This window comes from Actinocorallia populi (assembly GCF_002995495.1).
GTDB classification, from domain to species: domain Bacteria; phylum Actinomycetota; class Actinomycetes; order Streptosporangiales; family Streptosporangiaceae; genus Actinocorallia; species Actinocorallia populi.
The window spans coordinates 370,907-387,790 of record NZ_PVZV01000001.1 but is presented as its reverse complement, the minus strand read 5'-3'; the positions used below and the strand labels follow the sequence as shown (position 1 = coordinate 387,790).

Below are 16,884 nucleotides of genomic sequence, written 5' to 3'. Positions count from 1 at the left end.
CGTGTCGCCTCAGGCGCGCCGGTTTCACCGGCGTTTCGCGGGAGGCAGGACGAAACGGGTGTAGATGAGGTCGCGCAGCACGTCGTCACCGCCTTCGACGATGCTCACGTAGCGCAGGTCCCGCACGAGCTTGCCGATCGGGTGCTCGTGGGTGTAGCCGAGACCGCCGAACAGCTGGGAGCCGACGTCGCCGACCTCGTGGCCGGCCCGGCCGCAGTAGATCTTCGCGGCGAGGGCCGAGCGCATCGTGCCGACCCGGGTCAGGACGGCGGCCGCGTCGGGCTCGGCCATGTACCCGTCGAACTCGGCCGCCGCGGCCCGGCACTGGTTGCGCATCACGTCGATGGCGACCTCGATCTGCCCGAGCTTGGCGGCGAACACCGCGTTGTCGGTCAGCGGCGCGCCCTTGACCTGCTTGGCCGCCGCGTAGTCGAGCGCCAGGTCGCGGATCCTGCGGGCCACGCCGATCGCGGTGGCCGCGATGAGGATGCGGCTGGCGTTCAGCCCGATCTCGAGGTTGCGCAGGCCGTTGCCGCGCAGCCGGTTGGCCCCGGGAACCGCGCAGTCCCGCAGGCTCACCTGGTAGGTGCCCGATCCCCGGACGCCGATCATGTCCCAGCGTTTGACGATCTCGACCCCGGGGGTGTCCCGCGGCACCGCGACGACGGCGTAGTCGCCGTCGTCGTCGGCCGAGGCGGCCAGGACCAGCAGCAGGCCGGCCGCGTCGGAGTTGGTGGAGAAGTACTTCTCGCCGTTGAGGACGAGCTCGCCGCCGACGGAGCGGTACGTGGTGGCCGTGCGTCCCAGCTCGCTTCCCGCGGCCTCCTCGCTGCCGAGGATGCCCAGGACGCCGCCGTCCTGGACGAGGCCGCCCAAGTAGGTCTTGGCCAGCTGCTCCGAGCCGTACAGCTGGAGCATGGTCGTGCCGAGGATCGGCAGGAACGAGCCGAAGGCGAACCCGGCGTCGGCGTAGGAGAGCTCGGAGACGATGTCGATGCTCTCCTCGAGCGAGATCCCGAGCCCGCCGCGCTCGGCCGGGATCCACCAGTTGGCCAGCCCGGCCTCGTGCAGCCTGGCCGACTCGGCGGTGGGCTGGTCGGGAAGCCTGTCGAAATAGGAGGACTTGCCGGTCAGCTCCGCCCGGGCGAAGGCCCTGAACCGGTCGAGCACGCCGGTCATTTCCTCGCCTCCACGAACTCCTTGGCGCGGGCCATGGTGGTGCGGCTGTTGGTGCCCAGCGCGTGCCGGACCGCCTGGCGCGCGGCTTCCGGCGATGCGGGCGGCCGGGGCAGCTTGGCGAGGCCGTCCGGGTCGAGGATCACCCGGTGCCGGCCGGTCACGGTGATGACGCCCGGCTCGTTCTCCTCGAAGCGCCACTCGCCGGTGTGCGCGAGGAACGCGTCCGGCAGGACGGTCTGCTTGTAGACGATGAGCCCCTTGGGGTCGCAGACCCGTCCGGAGACCGTCGTGTGCACCGAACCATCGGGAGAGCGGGTGTCCATCGACATGTACTGCAGGCCGGGCTCGTTCTCCGTGACCTCGAGACGGGCCACGTGCGGCACCCGCTCCGGCCATCTGGCCACGTCGTAGATGTAGTCGTAGGCCTCCTCCATCGAACCCCTGATGGTCTCGACGTCGGAGAAGTCGACGGAGAACTCCGGCTCCCGCAGGGCGCGCTCGGCGGCCCTCTTGAGGTGCTCCAGCTCGGACCTGCTGTTGGCGTCGATGGCCCGCGCGATGAACTCGAGCACTGCGGGGTCGTCGTCGACGGCACGGTAGTAGTGGTCCAGCCGGACCGAGCAGGTGCCGTCGTCGTTCTGGTCGATCCACCAGGCGCCGCCCATGAGGGCGACCGGCGCCGAGGGCAGGGCCTGCTCGAAGGTGATGTGGTACTGCTGCGGGTACAGCCAGCGCTTCGACTGCCAGGTCCTCAGTTCGCCGTTGGCCATCGCCCAGAGCTGGATGCGCTCTTCGGAGCCGAACCGTTCGACCCGCTCCGCGCGGATCGTGGGCGGGAAGTACAGCGGCCAGAGCTCGACGTCCGACACGATGCGGTAGACGGCCTCGGCGGACGCCTCCACGTCGATCCTGTGTGTCACTTCGGTGTTCTTCACGAGCCGTCCAATCTGGTGAGCATGAACTCGACGAGGAGTCGCGGTGTCGGATGGTCGAGCGCCGCGCCCGCGGGCAGGCGGAGCCCTGTCGCGGCGTTGAGCCGGTTACGCAGGTCGACGCTCAGGAGAGAGTCGAATCCGAGCTCCTTGAACACCTCTTCCGGCCCGATCACGGCGGCGTCGGTGTGGCCGAGGACCTCGGCGGCCTGGGTGCGTACCAGCGAGAGCAGACTCGCGGGGGTGTGCTCGCCGCCGTCCTGCTTCCGGGCGCCGCTGGAGGACGGCGCCCCGGCGGTCTTCGCGACCCCGGCGCCGGAGCCGTCCAGCCCGTCGAAGAGCGTCGCCGCACGGCTGCCCGGGCTCACTCCGGCGAGGTCGGTCCTCATCGGGACCAGCAGCGACGAGGCGGAGCGGAGGGCCTCGTCCAGGAGGCGGAACCCGTCCCGCGTCCGCAGGGGCGCGAGTCCGATCCGGGCGAGCGCGGCGTGGTCGGACTCGGACAGGTGGCCGGTCATGCCGGTCGCCTCCCCCCACAGGCCCCAGGCCAGCGCCGTCGCCTCCAGGCCCTGAGCCCGCCGCTGCTGGGCGAGCGAGTTGAGGAAGGCGTTGGCGGCCGCGTAGTTCGCCTGGCCGGGCCCGCCGACCAGGCTGATCGCCGACGAGAACAGCACGAAGGCCGACAGGTCGAGATCCAGCGTGAGCCTGTGCAGGTTCCAGGCGGCGGCGACCTTGGGCCGCGTCACCGCCCGCACCTGCGCCGGGGTGAGGCGGTCGATCATGGCGTCGTCGAGCACGCCCGCGGTGTGGAAGACGCTGCCGGGCGCGTACTCGACCACCACCTTGGCGATCGCGCTCTCGTCGCCCGCGTCGCAGGCGAGCACCGCCACCGTGGCGCCGAGGTCCTCCAGCTCCGCCTTCAGCTCCCGCGCGCCCGGCGCCTGCGGGCCCTGCCGGCTGAGCAGCAGCAGGCTGCTCGCGCCGTGGGCGGCCACCAGGTGCCTGGCCAGGCGGGCGCCGAGCCCGCCGGTGCCACCGGTGATCAGCGCGGGACGCCCGGGGTCGAAGGCCCGCGGCATGGTGAGCACGAGCTTGCCGCGGTGCTTGGCCCGGCTGAGCATGCGCAGCGGAACCCGGCCGTGGCGCACGTCCCAGGTCCGGACCGGTATGTGGCTGAGCGCGCCGGCCGCGAACAGCGCGACCAGCGCGTCCAGGACCTGGCCGATGCGCTCCGGGGTCTGGCCGTAGATGTTGTAGGCCTCGTAGGTGATCCCGGGGTGCTCGGCCTCGGTCACGGCCTTGTCCCGCAGGTCGGTCTTGCCCATCTCGGCGAACCTGCCGCCGGGGGCGAGCAGCGCGAGCGAGTCGTCGATCGCCTGGTTGGCCAGCGAGTTCAGCACCACGTCCACGCCCCGGCCGCCGGTGGCGGCGCGGAACTCGCCGGCGAAGGCCAGCTCCCGGGAGGACGCGATGTGATCCGCCGGGACGCCCATGGCGCGGAGCAGCGGCTGCTTGGCCGGTCCGGCCGTGGCGAACACGTCCGCGCCGAGGTGGCGGGCCAGCTGGATCGCGGCCAGGCCCACGCCGCCGGTCGCGGTGTGGATCAGGACCGACTCCCCGGCCTGGACGTTCGCGACGTCCACCAGGCACTGGTAGGCGGTGATGTAGACGATCGGGATCGTGGCGGCCTCGGCGTGGCTCCAGTCGCCGGGCAGCGGCCGGATCATGCGTTCGTCGGCCACGGCGACCGGACCGAGCGAGCGGTCGAACATGCCGAACACCTTGTCGCCGGGCACGAACCCGGTGACCTCGGATCCGACCTCGAGCACCACGCCGGAGCCCTCGCTGCCCATGAACCTCTCGGTGGGCACCAGGCCGAGGCCGACGGTGACGTCCCGGAAGTTGAGGCCCGCGGCCCGTACTTCGAGCCGCACCTCGCGCGGCCCGAGTGCGGCCTCCGCTTCCGGGTGCGGGATCAGTGCGAGGTCGTCGAGGGTGCCCCGTCGGGTGACGTCCAGCCGCCACGCGCCCTGCGGCGGGGCGAGCAGGCCGTCGTCCTTCGCGGCGCGCAGGCGCGGCCGCAGCAGCTCGCCGCCGCGGACGGCGACCTCGGGTTCGCCGCAGGCCAGCGCCTGCCCGAGGGCCTTGCCCGAGGCGGGGTCGTCGTCGAGGTCGACGAGCAGGAAGGTGTCGGGGTGCTCGGACTGCGCGGCGCGCACCAGGCCGGTCACGACGGACGAGGCCAGGCAGCGCACCGGTTCCCGCTCGGTCGCGGCGAGCGCGCCCCTGGTGACGAACGCCAGCCGGGACGAGCCGAAGCGGCGGTCGGCCAGCCAGCCCTGGATCAGGCCGGTCGCGGTGATCGCCAGCTCGTCGGCCTCGGCGGGGACGTCGCCCCCGTTCGGGGCGAGGGCGACCACGACGGTCCGCGGGATCGGGTACGGGACCGCGTCGAGGTCGGGGAAGTCGAGCCTGGCCCATTCGACCTTGCGGGTCTCCTGGCCGGTCACCGGCGTCCAGGCGAGTTCGAGGACGGCGCCCTCGTCACCGGACCCGATCGGCCGGAGTCCGAGGCCGCCGGCAGAACCGGCGAACCCGCCTTCGTCGTCGAAGCAGTTCACCGAGTACTCGCCGTCTCGGGCGACCAGGTGCACCCGCAGGCTCCTGGCGGAGCTGGCGGGCAGCGTCACATCGCGCCAGGCGAACGGCACGGCGAGGCCGCCGCCGTTGCGGACCACGGCCGCGTGCAGTGCGGCGTCGAGCAGGGCGGGGTGCGCGGTCGCGAACGATCCGGCGCCCGTGACCCGCTCGGGCAGGGCCACCTCGGCGAAGGCCTCGTCGCCGCGGGTCCACAGTGCCCGCAGCCCCTGGAACGCCGGGCCGTAGTGGTAGCCGCGCGCCGCCAGGTCCGCGTAGACCCGGGTGAGGTCGACCGGGGAGGCGTCGGCGGGCGGCCACTGCGGGGCCCGAGGCGCGGCGGCGGGGTCGCCCAGGACACCGGAGGCGTGCTCGAGCCAGCCGTCCGGCTGCCGGGAGAAGACGGTCACCGTGCCGCCCTCGCCGATCATGACGCGGAGCTCGGCGGTGCCGTCCCCGGTCAGCGGCAGCGCGGCGCCGAGGGTCAGCTCGGTGATCGCCCTGCCGCCGCTCGCCTCGGTGAGCAGCGACAGGAACGCGGTCGCCGGGACCAGCACGGTGTCCTGGACGACATGGTCGGTGATCCAGGAGTGCCGTGCCGTGTCGATCGTCGCCGTGACGACCGTCTGGCCGGACGGCAGGTCGGTGGCCGCGCAGCCGAAGCCGCGCACCGGTCCGCCGCTCCCACCGGCCTTCGGCGCGGCCCAGTGGCGGGTCCGGTCGAAGGCGTAGGTCGGCAGCTCGATCCGCCTGCCCGCGGGCTGGAGCGGGGAGGGGTCGACCGGGCCCGCCGAGTCGGGCAGGGCCGCGGCGTTGGCCAGGAACTGGGCGAGGCCGCCGCTGCCGCGCCGGAGCGAGCCGAGCACGGTGCCCTTGACCCCGGACTCGTCCAACACCTCCTGGACCCCGAAGGTCAGCACCGGATGCGGGCTGACCTCGATGAACACCCGGTGGCGCCGCTCCACGAGCCGCCGGATGACCGGCTCGAACCGGACGGTGTCGCGCAGGTTGTCGAACCAGTAGCCGCCGTCCGTGGCGGCGGTGTCGATGACCGAGCCGGTCAGCGTCGAGTACATCGGGACGGACGGCACCAGCGGCGTCACGTCCGCCAGCTCGCGGCGTACCGTGTCCTCGATCATGTCGACGGCCGGGCCGTGCGAGGCGTAGTCCACCTCGATCCGGCGGGCGTCGACGCCCCTGCTCTCGCACAGGGCCATCAGCTCGGCGATGCCCTCGACGCCTCCGGAGACCACGGTGGCGGTCGGCGCGTTGACGGCGGCGACGCCGACGCCGTCGACGTGGTCCAGGAGGGCGCGGGTCTCCGCGACGCCCAGCGGCAACGAGGCCATCGCGCCCGTGCCGGCCAGCTCGGTGAGCGCCTTGCTGCGCAGGACGACCACCTTGCAGGCGTCGGCGAGGCTCAGCGCGCCCGCGATGTGGGCGGCGGCGATCTCCCCCTGGGACGCCCCGACGACGGCCGCCGGACGCACGCCGACCGACTCCCACAGCCGGGCCAGCGAGACCATCACGGCGAAGATCGCGGGCTGGACGACGTCGACCCGGTCGAGGTCGTCGCTCCTGAGCATGTCGGTGAGGCGCCGGCCGGTCAGCGGCGCGAGCTCCCGCGCGCACGCCCGCATGCCGTCGCGGAAGGCCTTCGACCGCTCCATCAGCGCGAGGCCCATCTCCCGCCACTGCGAGCCCTGTCCGGGGAACACGAACACCGGTCCCGTCGGGTCGGGCCAGGACTCCGTGCGCAGCACGGTGGGCGAGACGTATCTGCCGGGCGCCGTCGGCACCGGGGAGCCGGAGGCCAGCTTGGCCAGCCCGGCGCGCAGCCCCTCGATGTCGTCGGCGACGACGGTGCCGCGATGGGCGAACCGGCTGCGCAGGGCCAGCGAGGCGGCCACGTCCTGCGGAGCGTCCTCGGGCCCGAGGCGCTCGCCGAGCGTCCTGGCCTGCAGCTTCAGCGCCTCGGCGGACGGTGCGGACACCGACCACACGAAAGGCCCCTTCGCGGGCTCCGACGGAGCCGGCGCCTCGACCGGCGCCGGCGGCTCCTCCAGCACGACGTGCGCGTTGGTGCCGCTGATGCCGAAGGACGACACGCCCGCACGGCGCGGCCGCTCACCCCGCGGCCACTCCCGGGCCTCGGTGAGCAGGGCGAGGTTGCCGCCCCGCCAGTCGACGTGCCGGGTCGGTTCGGTGACGTTGAGGGTCCTGGGCAGGACGCCCGCCCGCAGCGCCTCCACCAGTTTGATCACACCGGCGACTCCGGCCGCGGCCTGGGCGTGCCCGATGTTGGACTTGAAGGAACCCAGGTAGAGGGGGCGCCGCGGGTCGCGGCCCTTGCCGTAGACCTCGGCGAGGGCACGGGCCTCGATCGGGTCGCCCAGCTCGGTGCCGGTGCCGTGCGCCTCGACCGCGTCCACGTCGTGCGGGCCGAGCCCGGCCCTGCGCAGCGCGCGGCGGATGACGTCCTCCTGCGCCGGCCTGCTCGGCGCGGTGAGGCCGTTGCTGGCGCCGTCGGAGTTGACGGCACTGCCCCGGATCAGCGCCAGGATCCGGTGGCCCTTCGCCTTGGCGTCCTCTTCGCGTTCGAGGAGCAGCAGGCCCGCTCCTTCGGCCCAGGCGGTGCCGCAGGCGTCGTCGGAGAAGGAGTGGCAGCGGCCGTCGGCCGACAGGCCGCCCTGCCGGGAGAAGTCGACGAAGATGCCCGGCGTCGGCATCAGCGCGACGCCGCCCGCGAGGGCCATGTCGCATTCGCCGTCCAGCAGGGACCGGACGGCCAGGTGCACGGCCACGAGCGAGGCCGAGCAGGCCGTGTCCACGGTGACGGCCGGTCCGCGCAGGCCCCAGTGGTAGGCGATGCGGCCGGACGCCACGCTGGGGGTGCTGCCGGTCAGCCGGTGGCCGCCCGCGCGGTGCTCCTCGTACATGCGGGGCCCGTACTCCTGGGCCATCGCGCCCACGAAGACCCCCGTGTTGCTCTCGGACAGGCCCGCCCGCTCCAGGCCGGCCCGCTCGAACGTCTCCCAGGCGACCTCCATGAGCACCCGCTGCTGCGGGTCCATGCCTTCGCTCTCACGCGGGGAGATGCCGAAGAACTTGGCGTCGAACAGGTCGGCGTCGTGCAGGAAGCCGCCGCGGGTGGTGCTGGACATGCCCTCCGGAAGGTCCCACCCCCGGTTGTCCGGGAACTCGGACGTCGCGTCCGTGCCTTCGGCCACGAGGCGCCACAGGTCCGCCGGGGAGCGGACACCCCCGGGGTACCTGCAGCCCATGGCCACGATGGCGACGGCGTCGACGCCGCCGCGGGTTCTCGGTTCACCGGTCATGGGTCACATGCCCTTTCGCACGGCGGAGCGCCTCGATGAGCGCCAGCGGAGTGGGATGGTCGAAGAGCAGGGTGGTCGGCAGCCCGAAGCCGGTGGCCTTGGCCAGCGTGGTGCGCAGCGCGACCGCCTGCCGGGAGTCGAAGCCCAGGTCGGTGAAGGAGGCCGCGAGGTCGATCCGGTGGTCCGGCGGCCGCCGCAGGATCGCGGTGACGCACTCGACCACCAGGGCCGCCGGGTCGCCGTCCCAGGCCCTGCCCGCCTGCCCGGACGCGGCCGCCGGGTCGGGCGGTGCGGCGTCCAGCCGGTAGCGCTGCCGCTGGAAGGCGTACAGCGGCAGGTCGGCGGGCCGGGTGCCGCCGCCGTAGACCGCGGGCCAGTCGATCTTCGCCCCGTGGAGGAAGGCCATGCCGACGGTCTCGGCGACGCCGGCGGTCTCGTCCTCGTGGCCGAGCGGCGCCGCGAAGTGCTCGTCGCCGAAGCCGACGCTCTCCGACGCCAGCACCGACAATCCCGGTCCGGGCCCGACCTCCGCGAAGAAGCGGGCCCCGAGCTCGTGCGCCGTGGTCACCGCGTGGCTGTAGCGGACGGTCTTCTGCAGGTGCAGGGGCCAGTAGTCGGGCCTGCTGACGGCCTCCGGGTCCACGGGCTCGCCGGTGACCGTCGACACGATGGTCGGGCCGGTCGGCCGGTGCATCCGCAGGCCCGACGCGATCTCGCCGAGCTCCTCCTGGATCGGCCTCATCAGCGGCGAGTGCGCGGCGATCTCGATCGGCAGCGGCCGGACCCGGCGGCCCAGGCCGCGGAAGTACTCGGCGACCTCGGTGGCCGGTGCCTCCTCGCCGGACAGGACCAGGGAGCGGGGGCCGTTGATCGCGCCGATACCGAGCACCCCGTCGGTCCCGGCCAGGATCCGGTCGACCTCGTCCTCCTCGGCCTGGACGGCGATCATCACCCCGCCGCGCGGCAGGGTGCTCATCAGCCGGCCGCGGTGGTAGGTGAGCACGGCCGCGTCCTCGACCGAGAGCACGCCCGCGACATGGGCGCAGGTGACCTCGCCCTGGGAGTGGCCGAGCACCAGGTCGGGGACGAGTCCCCAGGACTCGAACAACCGGTAGAGGCCGACCTCGAGCGCGTACAGCGCGGGCTGGGCGTAGATCATGCGATCGACCAGCTCCGGGCGCTCCCACAGGGCGTCCCGGATGCTCAGGCCGAGCAGCGGCTCGACCGCGGCGGCCGCCTCGTCGAAGGCCCGCGCGAACACGCCGAACTCCTTGTGGAGCACCCGGCCCATGCCGAAGCGCTGCATGCCCTGGCCGGGGAACAGGAAGGCCGTGCGGCCGCCGCCCGCCGCACCCGCGACGACCCCCTCGACGGCCTCCGCCGGGGTGCCGTCGGCCAGCGCACGGAGCCGGGCGACCAGCTGCTCCTCGTCGGAGGCGACCACGGCGGCGCGGTGCCTCATCGCCGTCCTGGTCGTCGCGGAGGCGAGGCCGACCGCGGCGAGGTCGGTCCGGCCGGCGCGCTCGACGCGCTCGGCGAGGCGGGCGGACTGCTCCCTGAGCGCGGCCTCGCTGTGCCCGGACAGCAGGACGGGCAGCGAGTGGCCGGCCGGGTCCGCCTCCACGGCGTCGAAGGCCGGCGCCTCGCCGAGAACGGCGTGGCAGTTCGTGCCGCCCAGGCCGAACGAGGAGACGCCTGCGAGCAGCGGCCCTTCGCGCTCCGGCCACGGCCGCCGCTCCGTGCACACCTCGAGCCGCAGCCCGTCCAGGTCGATCGCCGGGTTCGGCGAGACGTGGTTGAGGGTCGGGGGCAGCTCCCGGTGGTACAGGCTCAGCGCCGTCTTGATCAGCCCGGCGAGGCCGGCCCCGCCTTCGAGGTGCCCGATGTTGGTCTTCACCGATCCGACCAGCAGCGGGTCGCCCGAGGAGCGGCCCCGGCCGAACACCGCGCCGAGCGCACGCGCCTCCACCGGGTCGCCCGCCCTGGTCCCGGTGCCGTGCAGCTCGACGTACGCCACGTCCGACGGGGCGACGCCCGCCCTGCGGCAGGCCTCGGCCAGCAGGTTCCGCTGCGCGGACCGGCTCGGCGTGGTGAGGCCGGGCCCGCCGCCGTCGTTGCCCACCGCGGACGCCAGGAGGGTGCAGTAGACGCGGTCGCCCGCGGCGACGGCGTCGGCCAGCCGCTTGAGCACCACGACGCCCGCGCCCTCGCCGCGGACGATCCCGTCGGCGCGCGAGTCGAAGGTGTGGCACTTCCCGGACGGCGACATCGCGCCCAGCTCTTCGACGACGCGGTCGCCCATGGCGGTCAGGTTGAGCTGGACGCCCGCCACGACCGCGGTTTCGCACTCGCCGCCGCGCAGGCTGAGCGCGGCCTGGTGCAGCGCCGCCAGCGAGGACGACTGCCCCGTGTCGACGACCAGGCTGGGGCCGGTGAAGCCGAAGCAGTAGGAGATCCGGTTGGCCAGGAAGGCGCGCCCGACTCCCGTCATGGTGTAGGCGTCGATGTTGCCGGACATCCTGGTCACCAGCGCGTGGTCGTCGGCGCAGGAGCCGACGAAGACGCCCGTCGGAGTGGACTTCAGGCTGTCGGGAGCGGTTCGGGCGTCCTCGAGCGCATGCCAGGTCAGTTCGAGCAGGAGCCGCTGCTGCGGGTCCATCGCGGCGGCCTCGTGGGCGGAGACGGCGAAGAACCCGGCGTCGAACCGGTCGACCCCGCCCACGTAACCACCGGCGCGCCGGTCCTCGCGGCCTTCGGGGCCGGGGCCGATCGCCTCCCGCCCGTGGACGAGCATCGTCCAGAACCCGTCGAGGTCGTCGGCTCCGGGGAGGCGGCAGGCCATGCCCACCACCGCCAGCGGTTCCGGGGGCGGGTTCTCAGACACCGGTGCCTCCGGCTCCCGTGAGGACCGGCCCCGGGCAGAGCAGGCTCCGGGCCGCGGCGGCGGAGCGGCGATCGACCTCGTCGCCGCGCCACCTGTCGGGGAGGAGCGACATCACGCTGCTCCTTCCCGCCAGCACCTGGGGCTGCCGCCGCGCCAGCCTGCTGAGGCCGTCGCCGGGCCCGGCCTCCAGCAGCACGCAGTCGACGTCGTCCAGCAGGGTGTCGAGGGTGGGCGCGAAGTACACGGTCCTGGCGGCCTGGCTCGCCCAGAACTCCGGGTCGACCGCCTCGCCGTCGCTGAGGACGTCCTGCGTGTAGGCGGAGTAGACCTTCAACCTCGGCAGGTTCAGCCGCACCCGCCTGAAGCCCGGGAGCCCGGCCCGGACGGCGCCGTCGACCAGCGGGCTGTGGAAGGCCTGGCGGGCGGCCACGTCGCGGTTGACGATGCCGCGGGCGTCCAGCGCCCTGGACGCCTCGGCGAGGCTGTCGCGGTCGCCGGCCAGCAGCAGCTGGCGCCTGGCGTTCACCGCGGCGAGGGCGACCTTCCCGCCGAGCAGGTCGGAGATCTCCTCGACACCGGCGGCGACGGCCAGCATCCCGCCCGGCGGGGTGTCCGCGAAGTGCTCGACCCGGTCGCGGATCAGGCGCATGCCCTCGGCGAAGTCGAGCACTCCCGCCAGCGTGGCCGCCGCGAACTCGCCGACGCTGTGCCCGAGCATGGCGACCGGCGTGACCCCCCAGTCGAAGAGCATTCGGCCGAGGGCGTGGTTCACCATGTAGAGCAGGGGCTGCGCCACGGACACGTCGTCGTACATGGGGGACGGCGCCTCGGCGAGCCACTGCCTGCGCAGCCTGGGCCCGTCCTCGGCCATGAGCCGAAAGCCCATGTCCATCCAGGTGGTGAAGGTCTCGTCGAATCCGTAGAGGCCCGCCGCCATCCTCGGGTGCTGTGCACCTTGCCCGGGGAAGATGAAAGCCACCGGTGTAGTGGGTTTGTGTGACATATCCACACCTTTCTCTCCGTCCTTCGTGACGGTGGGGCACGGAGGTAGCGGCTCGCCTGAGGATCAATTGAGGACGAATCAGTCCAATTCGGCTTGAGTCGCCTCCGAGTGGCGCGTTGCAGGGTCGGGAGTCGGATTTGCTCAGCGGAAGGAGACAAGGTGAGGGTCGAGGACGTCTACTTCTCCGGTGTCGGACTCCACATCCCCCCGGCCATGCCCGCGGAGGAGGCCGTGGCGGCCGGGCTCACGGACGAACGGAACGTCCGGCGGACGAGGATGCGGTCGGTGTGCGTGGCCGACGAGTCCGGACCGGAGATGGCCGTCAAGGCCGCGCGCGAGGCACTGCGGACGGCCCGCGCGGCACCCGCCGACATCGACCTGGTGCTGCACGCGAGCACCTACTTCCAGGGGCACGACCTGTGGGCGCCCGCCTCCTACGTCCAGCGGGAGTCGATCGGCAACACGTGTCCGTCGATGGACGTCTCGAACCTGTCGAACGGCTGCATGGCGGCGCTGGAACTCGCGGTCTCCTACCTGCGCGCCGAACCCGCGCGGCACAGCGCCCTGATCACGACGGGTGACAGGTTCAGCCCGCCCGGGTTCGACCGGTGGGCCACCGACCCGGGGACGGTCACCGGCGACGGCGGCACCGCGGCCGTGATCTCCAAGGCGGGAGGGTTCGCCCGGATCCGCTCGCTGGTGACGGTCTCGGATCCGACGCTGGAGAAGATGGGCCGCGGCGACGACCCCTTCGCGACGCTGCCGCTGGCCAACCGCAGCCCGATCAGCGTGGAGGAGAACCGGGCCAGGCTCGTCAGGGAGATCGGCATGGCGGAGCTGATCGACCGGCTGCACTCCGGGCAGCAGGAGGCCTATGAGCGCGCGCTCAAGGACGCGGACGTGTCCGCCGGCGACATCGACTGGTCCGTGGTGCCGCATCTGGGCCGGCCCAAGATGGAGTTCCAGTTCTTCGGCGCCCTGGGCATCGACCCCGAGCGCACCACCTGGAACTGGGGCGCGGGCGTCGGCCACCTCGGCGCCGGCGACCAGTTCGCCGGGCTCGCGCACCTCAGGCGCACCGGGGCGCTGGAGGAGGGCGGCCACGTCGCGCTGATCAGTGCCGGAGGCGGTTTCGCCTGGTCGGTCGCCGTCCTGGAGGTCTGCGACCTCGTCCGGTGAGCCGGAAGGGAACGAGGCCGCCGACGTCGCGTCGGCGGCCTCGTTCCCTTCGTGCGCCCTGCGTTAGTAGTTGCCCAGCCCGCCGCACACGTTGAGGGCCTGGGCGGTGATGGACGCGGCCGTGTCCGTCACCAGGTAGCCGACGAGGCCCGCGACCTCGTCCGGCGTGGAGTACCGGCCGAGCGGGATCTTGGCGTTGAACCGCTCGAGCACGTCCTCGGTGGTGGTCCCCCAGTACTCGGCGTATCCCGACCTGACCCTCTCCGCCATGGGGGTCTCGACATAGCCGGGGCAGACCGCGTTGACGGTGATCCCGGTCTTGGCCAGCTCGAGCCCGACGGCCTTGGTGAAGCCGACCACGCCGTGCTTGGAGGCCGAGTACGGCGAGGCGTAGACCACGCCCTGCTTGCCGCCGGTGGACGCGATGTTGATGATCCGGCCGTAGCCGTCCGCCCCGATCCCGCCGTTGGCCATGACCTCCCGGGTGACCCGGAAGACGCCGTTGAGGTTGGTCTCGATCACATCGAGCCAGACCTGCTCGTCGAGCGTGGCGATCTCCCCGCCGCCGCCGCGGCCGGCGTTGTTGACCAGGACGTCGATTCGGTCGTACGCGGCGACGGCGGCCGCGACGGCGTCCCGGACGCCGTCGCGGCTGGTCACGTCGCAGGACCCGGCGGTGACGTCCAGCCCCTCGGCGGCGAGCTTGTCGGCCGCGGCCTGCATCCTGCCGAGGTCCCTTGCGACGCCGAAGACCGCGATGCCCTGCTCGGCGAGCGTCCGGGCCACGGCGAGGCCGATGCCGCTGCTCGCCCCGGTGACGAAGGCGGTCCGCCTCCCGGTCATGCCGCGATCTTGTCGTTGACGTACCCCAGCAGGGCGCCGGGGGTCTCGATCTCCGCGATGTCGTCGGTGACGTCGATGCCGTATTCGCGCTTGATCAGGGCCGCGGTCTCCAGCAGCGCCAGAGAGTCGTAGCCGAGCATGCCGAACGGGGTACCGATGATGTCGCCGTCGAGGTTGATGCCCTCGTCCTCGCCGGCACTGGTCCGCAGGATTTCCTTCAGCCGGTCAAAGGTCAGTGTCGCCATGTTCGTCTCTCCTTGAGGTTCGGCTCCCCTTGCCCGAAGAGTTCGCCGACCTGCTCGAGGCGTGCTGGCGTCAGCCTTGAGGCGGTGACCGCGCAGCACCGCCGGCCCCGCGAACCCGCCTCGGCGGCTCCAGCCACGCGCGAGGTCGCTTCGAGGAGGGAGCAGCACCGTCGGCCGTGACGCGCGATCCCACAACCCCTTCGTGGAGGTCATCGAAATGTCCAACGCCCCACTGCCCGATACCGGACTGCTCGGTGCGTCCGAGAAGCTCGGTACGTTGGCCGCGCAGCACGCCGCAGAAGCCGATGCCTCGCGAACCCTTTCTCCCGAGATCGTCGACGGCCTGCGCGAGGCCGGTTTCGCCCGGCACTTCGTCTCGGCGCGCTGGGGCGGCAGGGAGGGAACGTTCGGAGAGCTGACCCAGGGCGTGCTCAACGTCTCCAGGGGTTGTGCCTCCACCGGCTGGTGCGCCTCCCTGCTGGCGGCTTCCTCGCGGTACGCCGCGCATCTCCCGGAGGCGGGCCACGAGGAGTTGTGGGGATCGAGCCCGGACACGTGCCTGGTGACCGGCCTCGTCCCCATGGGGAAGGCAGAACAGGTGGACGGCGGCCACCGCGTCACCGGCCGCTGGGACTACATCAGCGGCGTGGACTTCGCCGACTGGGCCCTGCTCTGCGCGTCCATCCCCGGTGATCCGGCCCCGGAGCTGCGCTTCTTCACCCTTCCCCGGGGCTCCTTCGAGGTCCTTCGGACCTGGGACTGCGCGGGCATGCGGGCCACCGGCAGCCACACCGTGATCGTCGACGACGTCTTCGTCCCGGCCCACCTGTCGTTCGCCCGTGCCGACATGGAGGCGGGCAGGAGCGCCTGGTCCACACAGCCGACGCACAACATCCCGTTCCCGGCCTTCGGCGGCCTCACCTTCATCGCGCCCGCCGTCGGTGCCGCCGAGGGGGCGCTCAAGGCCGCGGCCGCGGTGCTCAGGGGCAAGCGGGTCCTGGAGGCCACCCAGGTCGACCTGGTCCGCGCCTCAGCGAAGATCGACACTTCCCGTTTCCTGGTCGAGCAGAACGCCCGGGTCATCGACGAGCGGACCTTCGCCCCGGCCCTCCTCGCCCGCAACCAGCGCAACGCCGCCTTCGCCGCCGAACAGGTCACCGAAGCGCTGTCCGGCCTCCTCTCGGCCACGGGGACCCGGGGCATGTCCGAATCCGGCGCACTCCAGCGCTTCTGGCGCGACATCAACGCCGCTGCCAGCCACGTGGCGCTGCGCTATGACATCACCCGGGCGGCGGCCAACTACGCGAACGCTCTTTTCGAGGAGTCCTAGTAAGCGCGGCGAAGCCGCCTGTTCCCAACGGAACGGGCGGCTATCAGACGTCCTCACCAACCGGTCAGCACCTCGCGCAGCGCACTGATCACCTTCTCCTGGGTCTCCCGGGGGAGCGACGGGTACATGGGCAGGGAGAAGATCTCCTTGGCCAGCGCCTCGGTGACGGGAAGCGAACCCTCGGCGTATTCGAGGTGGGCGAAGCCGGTCATGGTGTGCACCGGCCACGGGTAGCTGATGTTGAGCGAGATGCCATGGCCGCGCAGGGCCTCGATGATGTCGTCACGCCTGGGGTGGCGCACCACGTACACGTAGTAGACGTGGTCGTTGCCCTCGGCGACGGCGGGCAGGACGAGGCCGCCGGGCCCGGTGAGGTCGCTCAGCGCCTCCTCGTAGCGGCGGGCGACCGCGCGGCGTCCGGCGACGTACTCGTCCAGCCTGCGGAGCTTGCGGCGCAGGATCTCCGCGTGCACCTCGTCGAGCCGGCTGTTGTGGCCGGGGGTCTCGTCGACGTAGTACGCGTCGGTCATGCCGTAGTAGCGGAGCCGCCGTAGCCTGGCGTCCACCGCCGGACTGCCGGTGATGACCGCCCCGCCGTCGCCGTACGCGCCCAGGACCTTGGTGGGGTAGAAGGAGAACGCGGCGGCGTCCCCGAACGTCCCGGCGAGCCTTCCGTGCCGGCGGGCGCCGTGGGCCTGCGCGCAGTCCTCGAGCACCGCGAGGCCGTGCTCGTCGGCGAGGCGCCGCAGCGGGGCCATGTCCACGCACTGCCCGTACAGGTGCACCGGGAGCAGCGCCTTGGTGCGCGGGGTGATGGCGGCGGCGACCTGGTCGGTGTCCATGAGGTAGGTGTCGGGGCGGATGTCCGTGAAGACGGCGGTCGCGCCCGCCCCGTCGATGGCGAGCACGGTCGGCGCCGCGGTGTTGGACACCGTGATCACCTCGTCACCCGGGCCGACGCCGAGCGCCTGGAGGCCGAGCTTGACGGCGTTGGTGCCGTTGTCGACGCCGGTGCAGTGCCCGATCCCGTGGTAGGCCGCGTACTCCGCCTCGAAAAGACGCACGCTCTCACCGAGCACGAGCCTGCCCGAGCGGAAGACCGTGTCCACGGCGTCGTGGATATCGTCGCGTTCCTTCTCGTATTCCGGCAGATAGTCCCATACGTGAATGGTCATTGGCGGAGCGTGCGGCGCAAGGGTCGGGAAATGCTCGAGCGCCGCTGGGGGACCCGGTCCACCTGGACTCGATGCCGCCTCGAGGGCCTCGCCCCAGATTGGGGGCCGATGAGGAGAACAACGAACGACACCAATGATC

General features: G+C 72.7%; 10 protein-coding genes. 2 read left to right on the top strand and 8 right to left on the bottom strand.

Annotated elements, in window-relative coordinates; translation table 11 throughout:
- Window positions 1–24 precede the first annotated feature (24 nt).
- The 5 genes from C2865_RS01965 to C2865_RS01945 are packed head-to-tail and all read right to left on the bottom strand — an operon-like array spanning window position 25 to window position 11,973.
- Complete coding sequence (locus C2865_RS01965) at window positions 25–1,179, bottom strand: acyl-CoA dehydrogenase family protein (protein ID WP_106396532.1); 1,155 nt, start codon at window positions 1,177–1,179, stop codon at window positions 25–27.
- The gene (locus tag C2865_RS01960; RefSeq protein WP_157963519.1) at window positions 1,176–2,099 is read right to left on the bottom strand and encodes an aromatase/cyclase; all 924 of its coding nucleotides are present in this window, start codon (window positions 2,097–2,099) and stop codon (window positions 1,176–1,178) included. Before C2865_RS01960 ends, C2865_RS01965 begins: the two co-directional genes overlap by 4 nt.
- A gap of 11 nt (window positions 2,100–2,110) precedes the next feature.
- Entirely contained in the window at window positions 2,111–8,086 is a 5,976-nt protein-coding gene (locus C2865_RS01955) for a type I polyketide synthase (RefSeq protein ID WP_106396530.1), read from the bottom strand.
- The gene (locus tag C2865_RS01950; protein WP_106396529.1) at window positions 8,076–10,970 is read right to left on the bottom strand and encodes a type I polyketide synthase; all 2,895 of its coding nucleotides are present in this window, start codon (window positions 10,968–10,970) and stop codon (window positions 8,076–8,078) included. Before C2865_RS01950 ends, C2865_RS01955 begins: the two co-directional genes overlap by 11 nt.
- On the bottom strand, window positions 10,963–11,973 hold the full coding sequence (locus C2865_RS01945; RefSeq protein WP_269802687.1) for an acyltransferase domain-containing protein: 1,011 nt from the start codon (window positions 11,971–11,973) through the stop codon (window positions 10,963–10,965). The genes C2865_RS01950 and C2865_RS01945 overlap by 8 nt, the downstream gene beginning before the upstream one ends.
- A 159-nt stretch (window positions 11,974–12,132) precedes the next feature.
- Between C2865_RS01945 and C2865_RS01940 the strand changes: the two genes are divergently transcribed.
- Window positions 12,133–13,152, top strand: a complete 1,020-nt coding sequence (locus C2865_RS01940; RefSeq protein WP_106396527.1) for a ketoacyl-ACP synthase III family protein — start codon at window positions 12,133–12,135, stop codon at window positions 13,150–13,152.
- A 63-nt stretch (window positions 13,153–13,215) separates the two neighbouring features.
- Here C2865_RS01940 and C2865_RS01935 read toward each other — a convergent pair whose 3' ends face one another.
- On the bottom strand, window positions 13,216–13,995 hold the full coding sequence (locus C2865_RS01935; RefSeq protein WP_106396526.1) for an SDR family NAD(P)-dependent oxidoreductase: 780 nt from the start codon (window positions 13,993–13,995) through the stop codon (window positions 13,216–13,218).
- Complete coding sequence (locus C2865_RS01930; protein ID WP_106396525.1) at window positions 13,992–14,240, bottom strand: acyl carrier protein; 249 nt, start codon at window positions 14,238–14,240, stop codon at window positions 13,992–13,994. Before C2865_RS01930 ends, C2865_RS01935 begins: the two co-directional genes overlap by 4 nt.
- 202 nt (window positions 14,241–14,442) lie before the next feature.
- Between C2865_RS01930 and C2865_RS01925 the strand changes: the two genes are divergently transcribed.
- On the top strand, window positions 14,443–15,570 hold the full coding sequence (locus tag C2865_RS01925) for an acyl-CoA dehydrogenase family protein (protein ID WP_198652821.1): 1,128 nt from the start codon (window positions 14,443–14,445) through the stop codon (window positions 15,568–15,570).
- Between the two features lie 53 nt (window positions 15,571–15,623).
- Here the strand turns inward: C2865_RS01925 and C2865_RS01920 are convergent, their stop codons facing one another.
- On the bottom strand, window positions 15,624–16,745 hold the full coding sequence (locus tag C2865_RS01920) for a DegT/DnrJ/EryC1/StrS family aminotransferase (RefSeq protein ID WP_106396523.1): 1,122 nt from the start codon (window positions 16,743–16,745) through the stop codon (window positions 15,624–15,626).
- Between the last annotated feature and the right edge of the window lie 139 nt (window positions 16,746–16,884).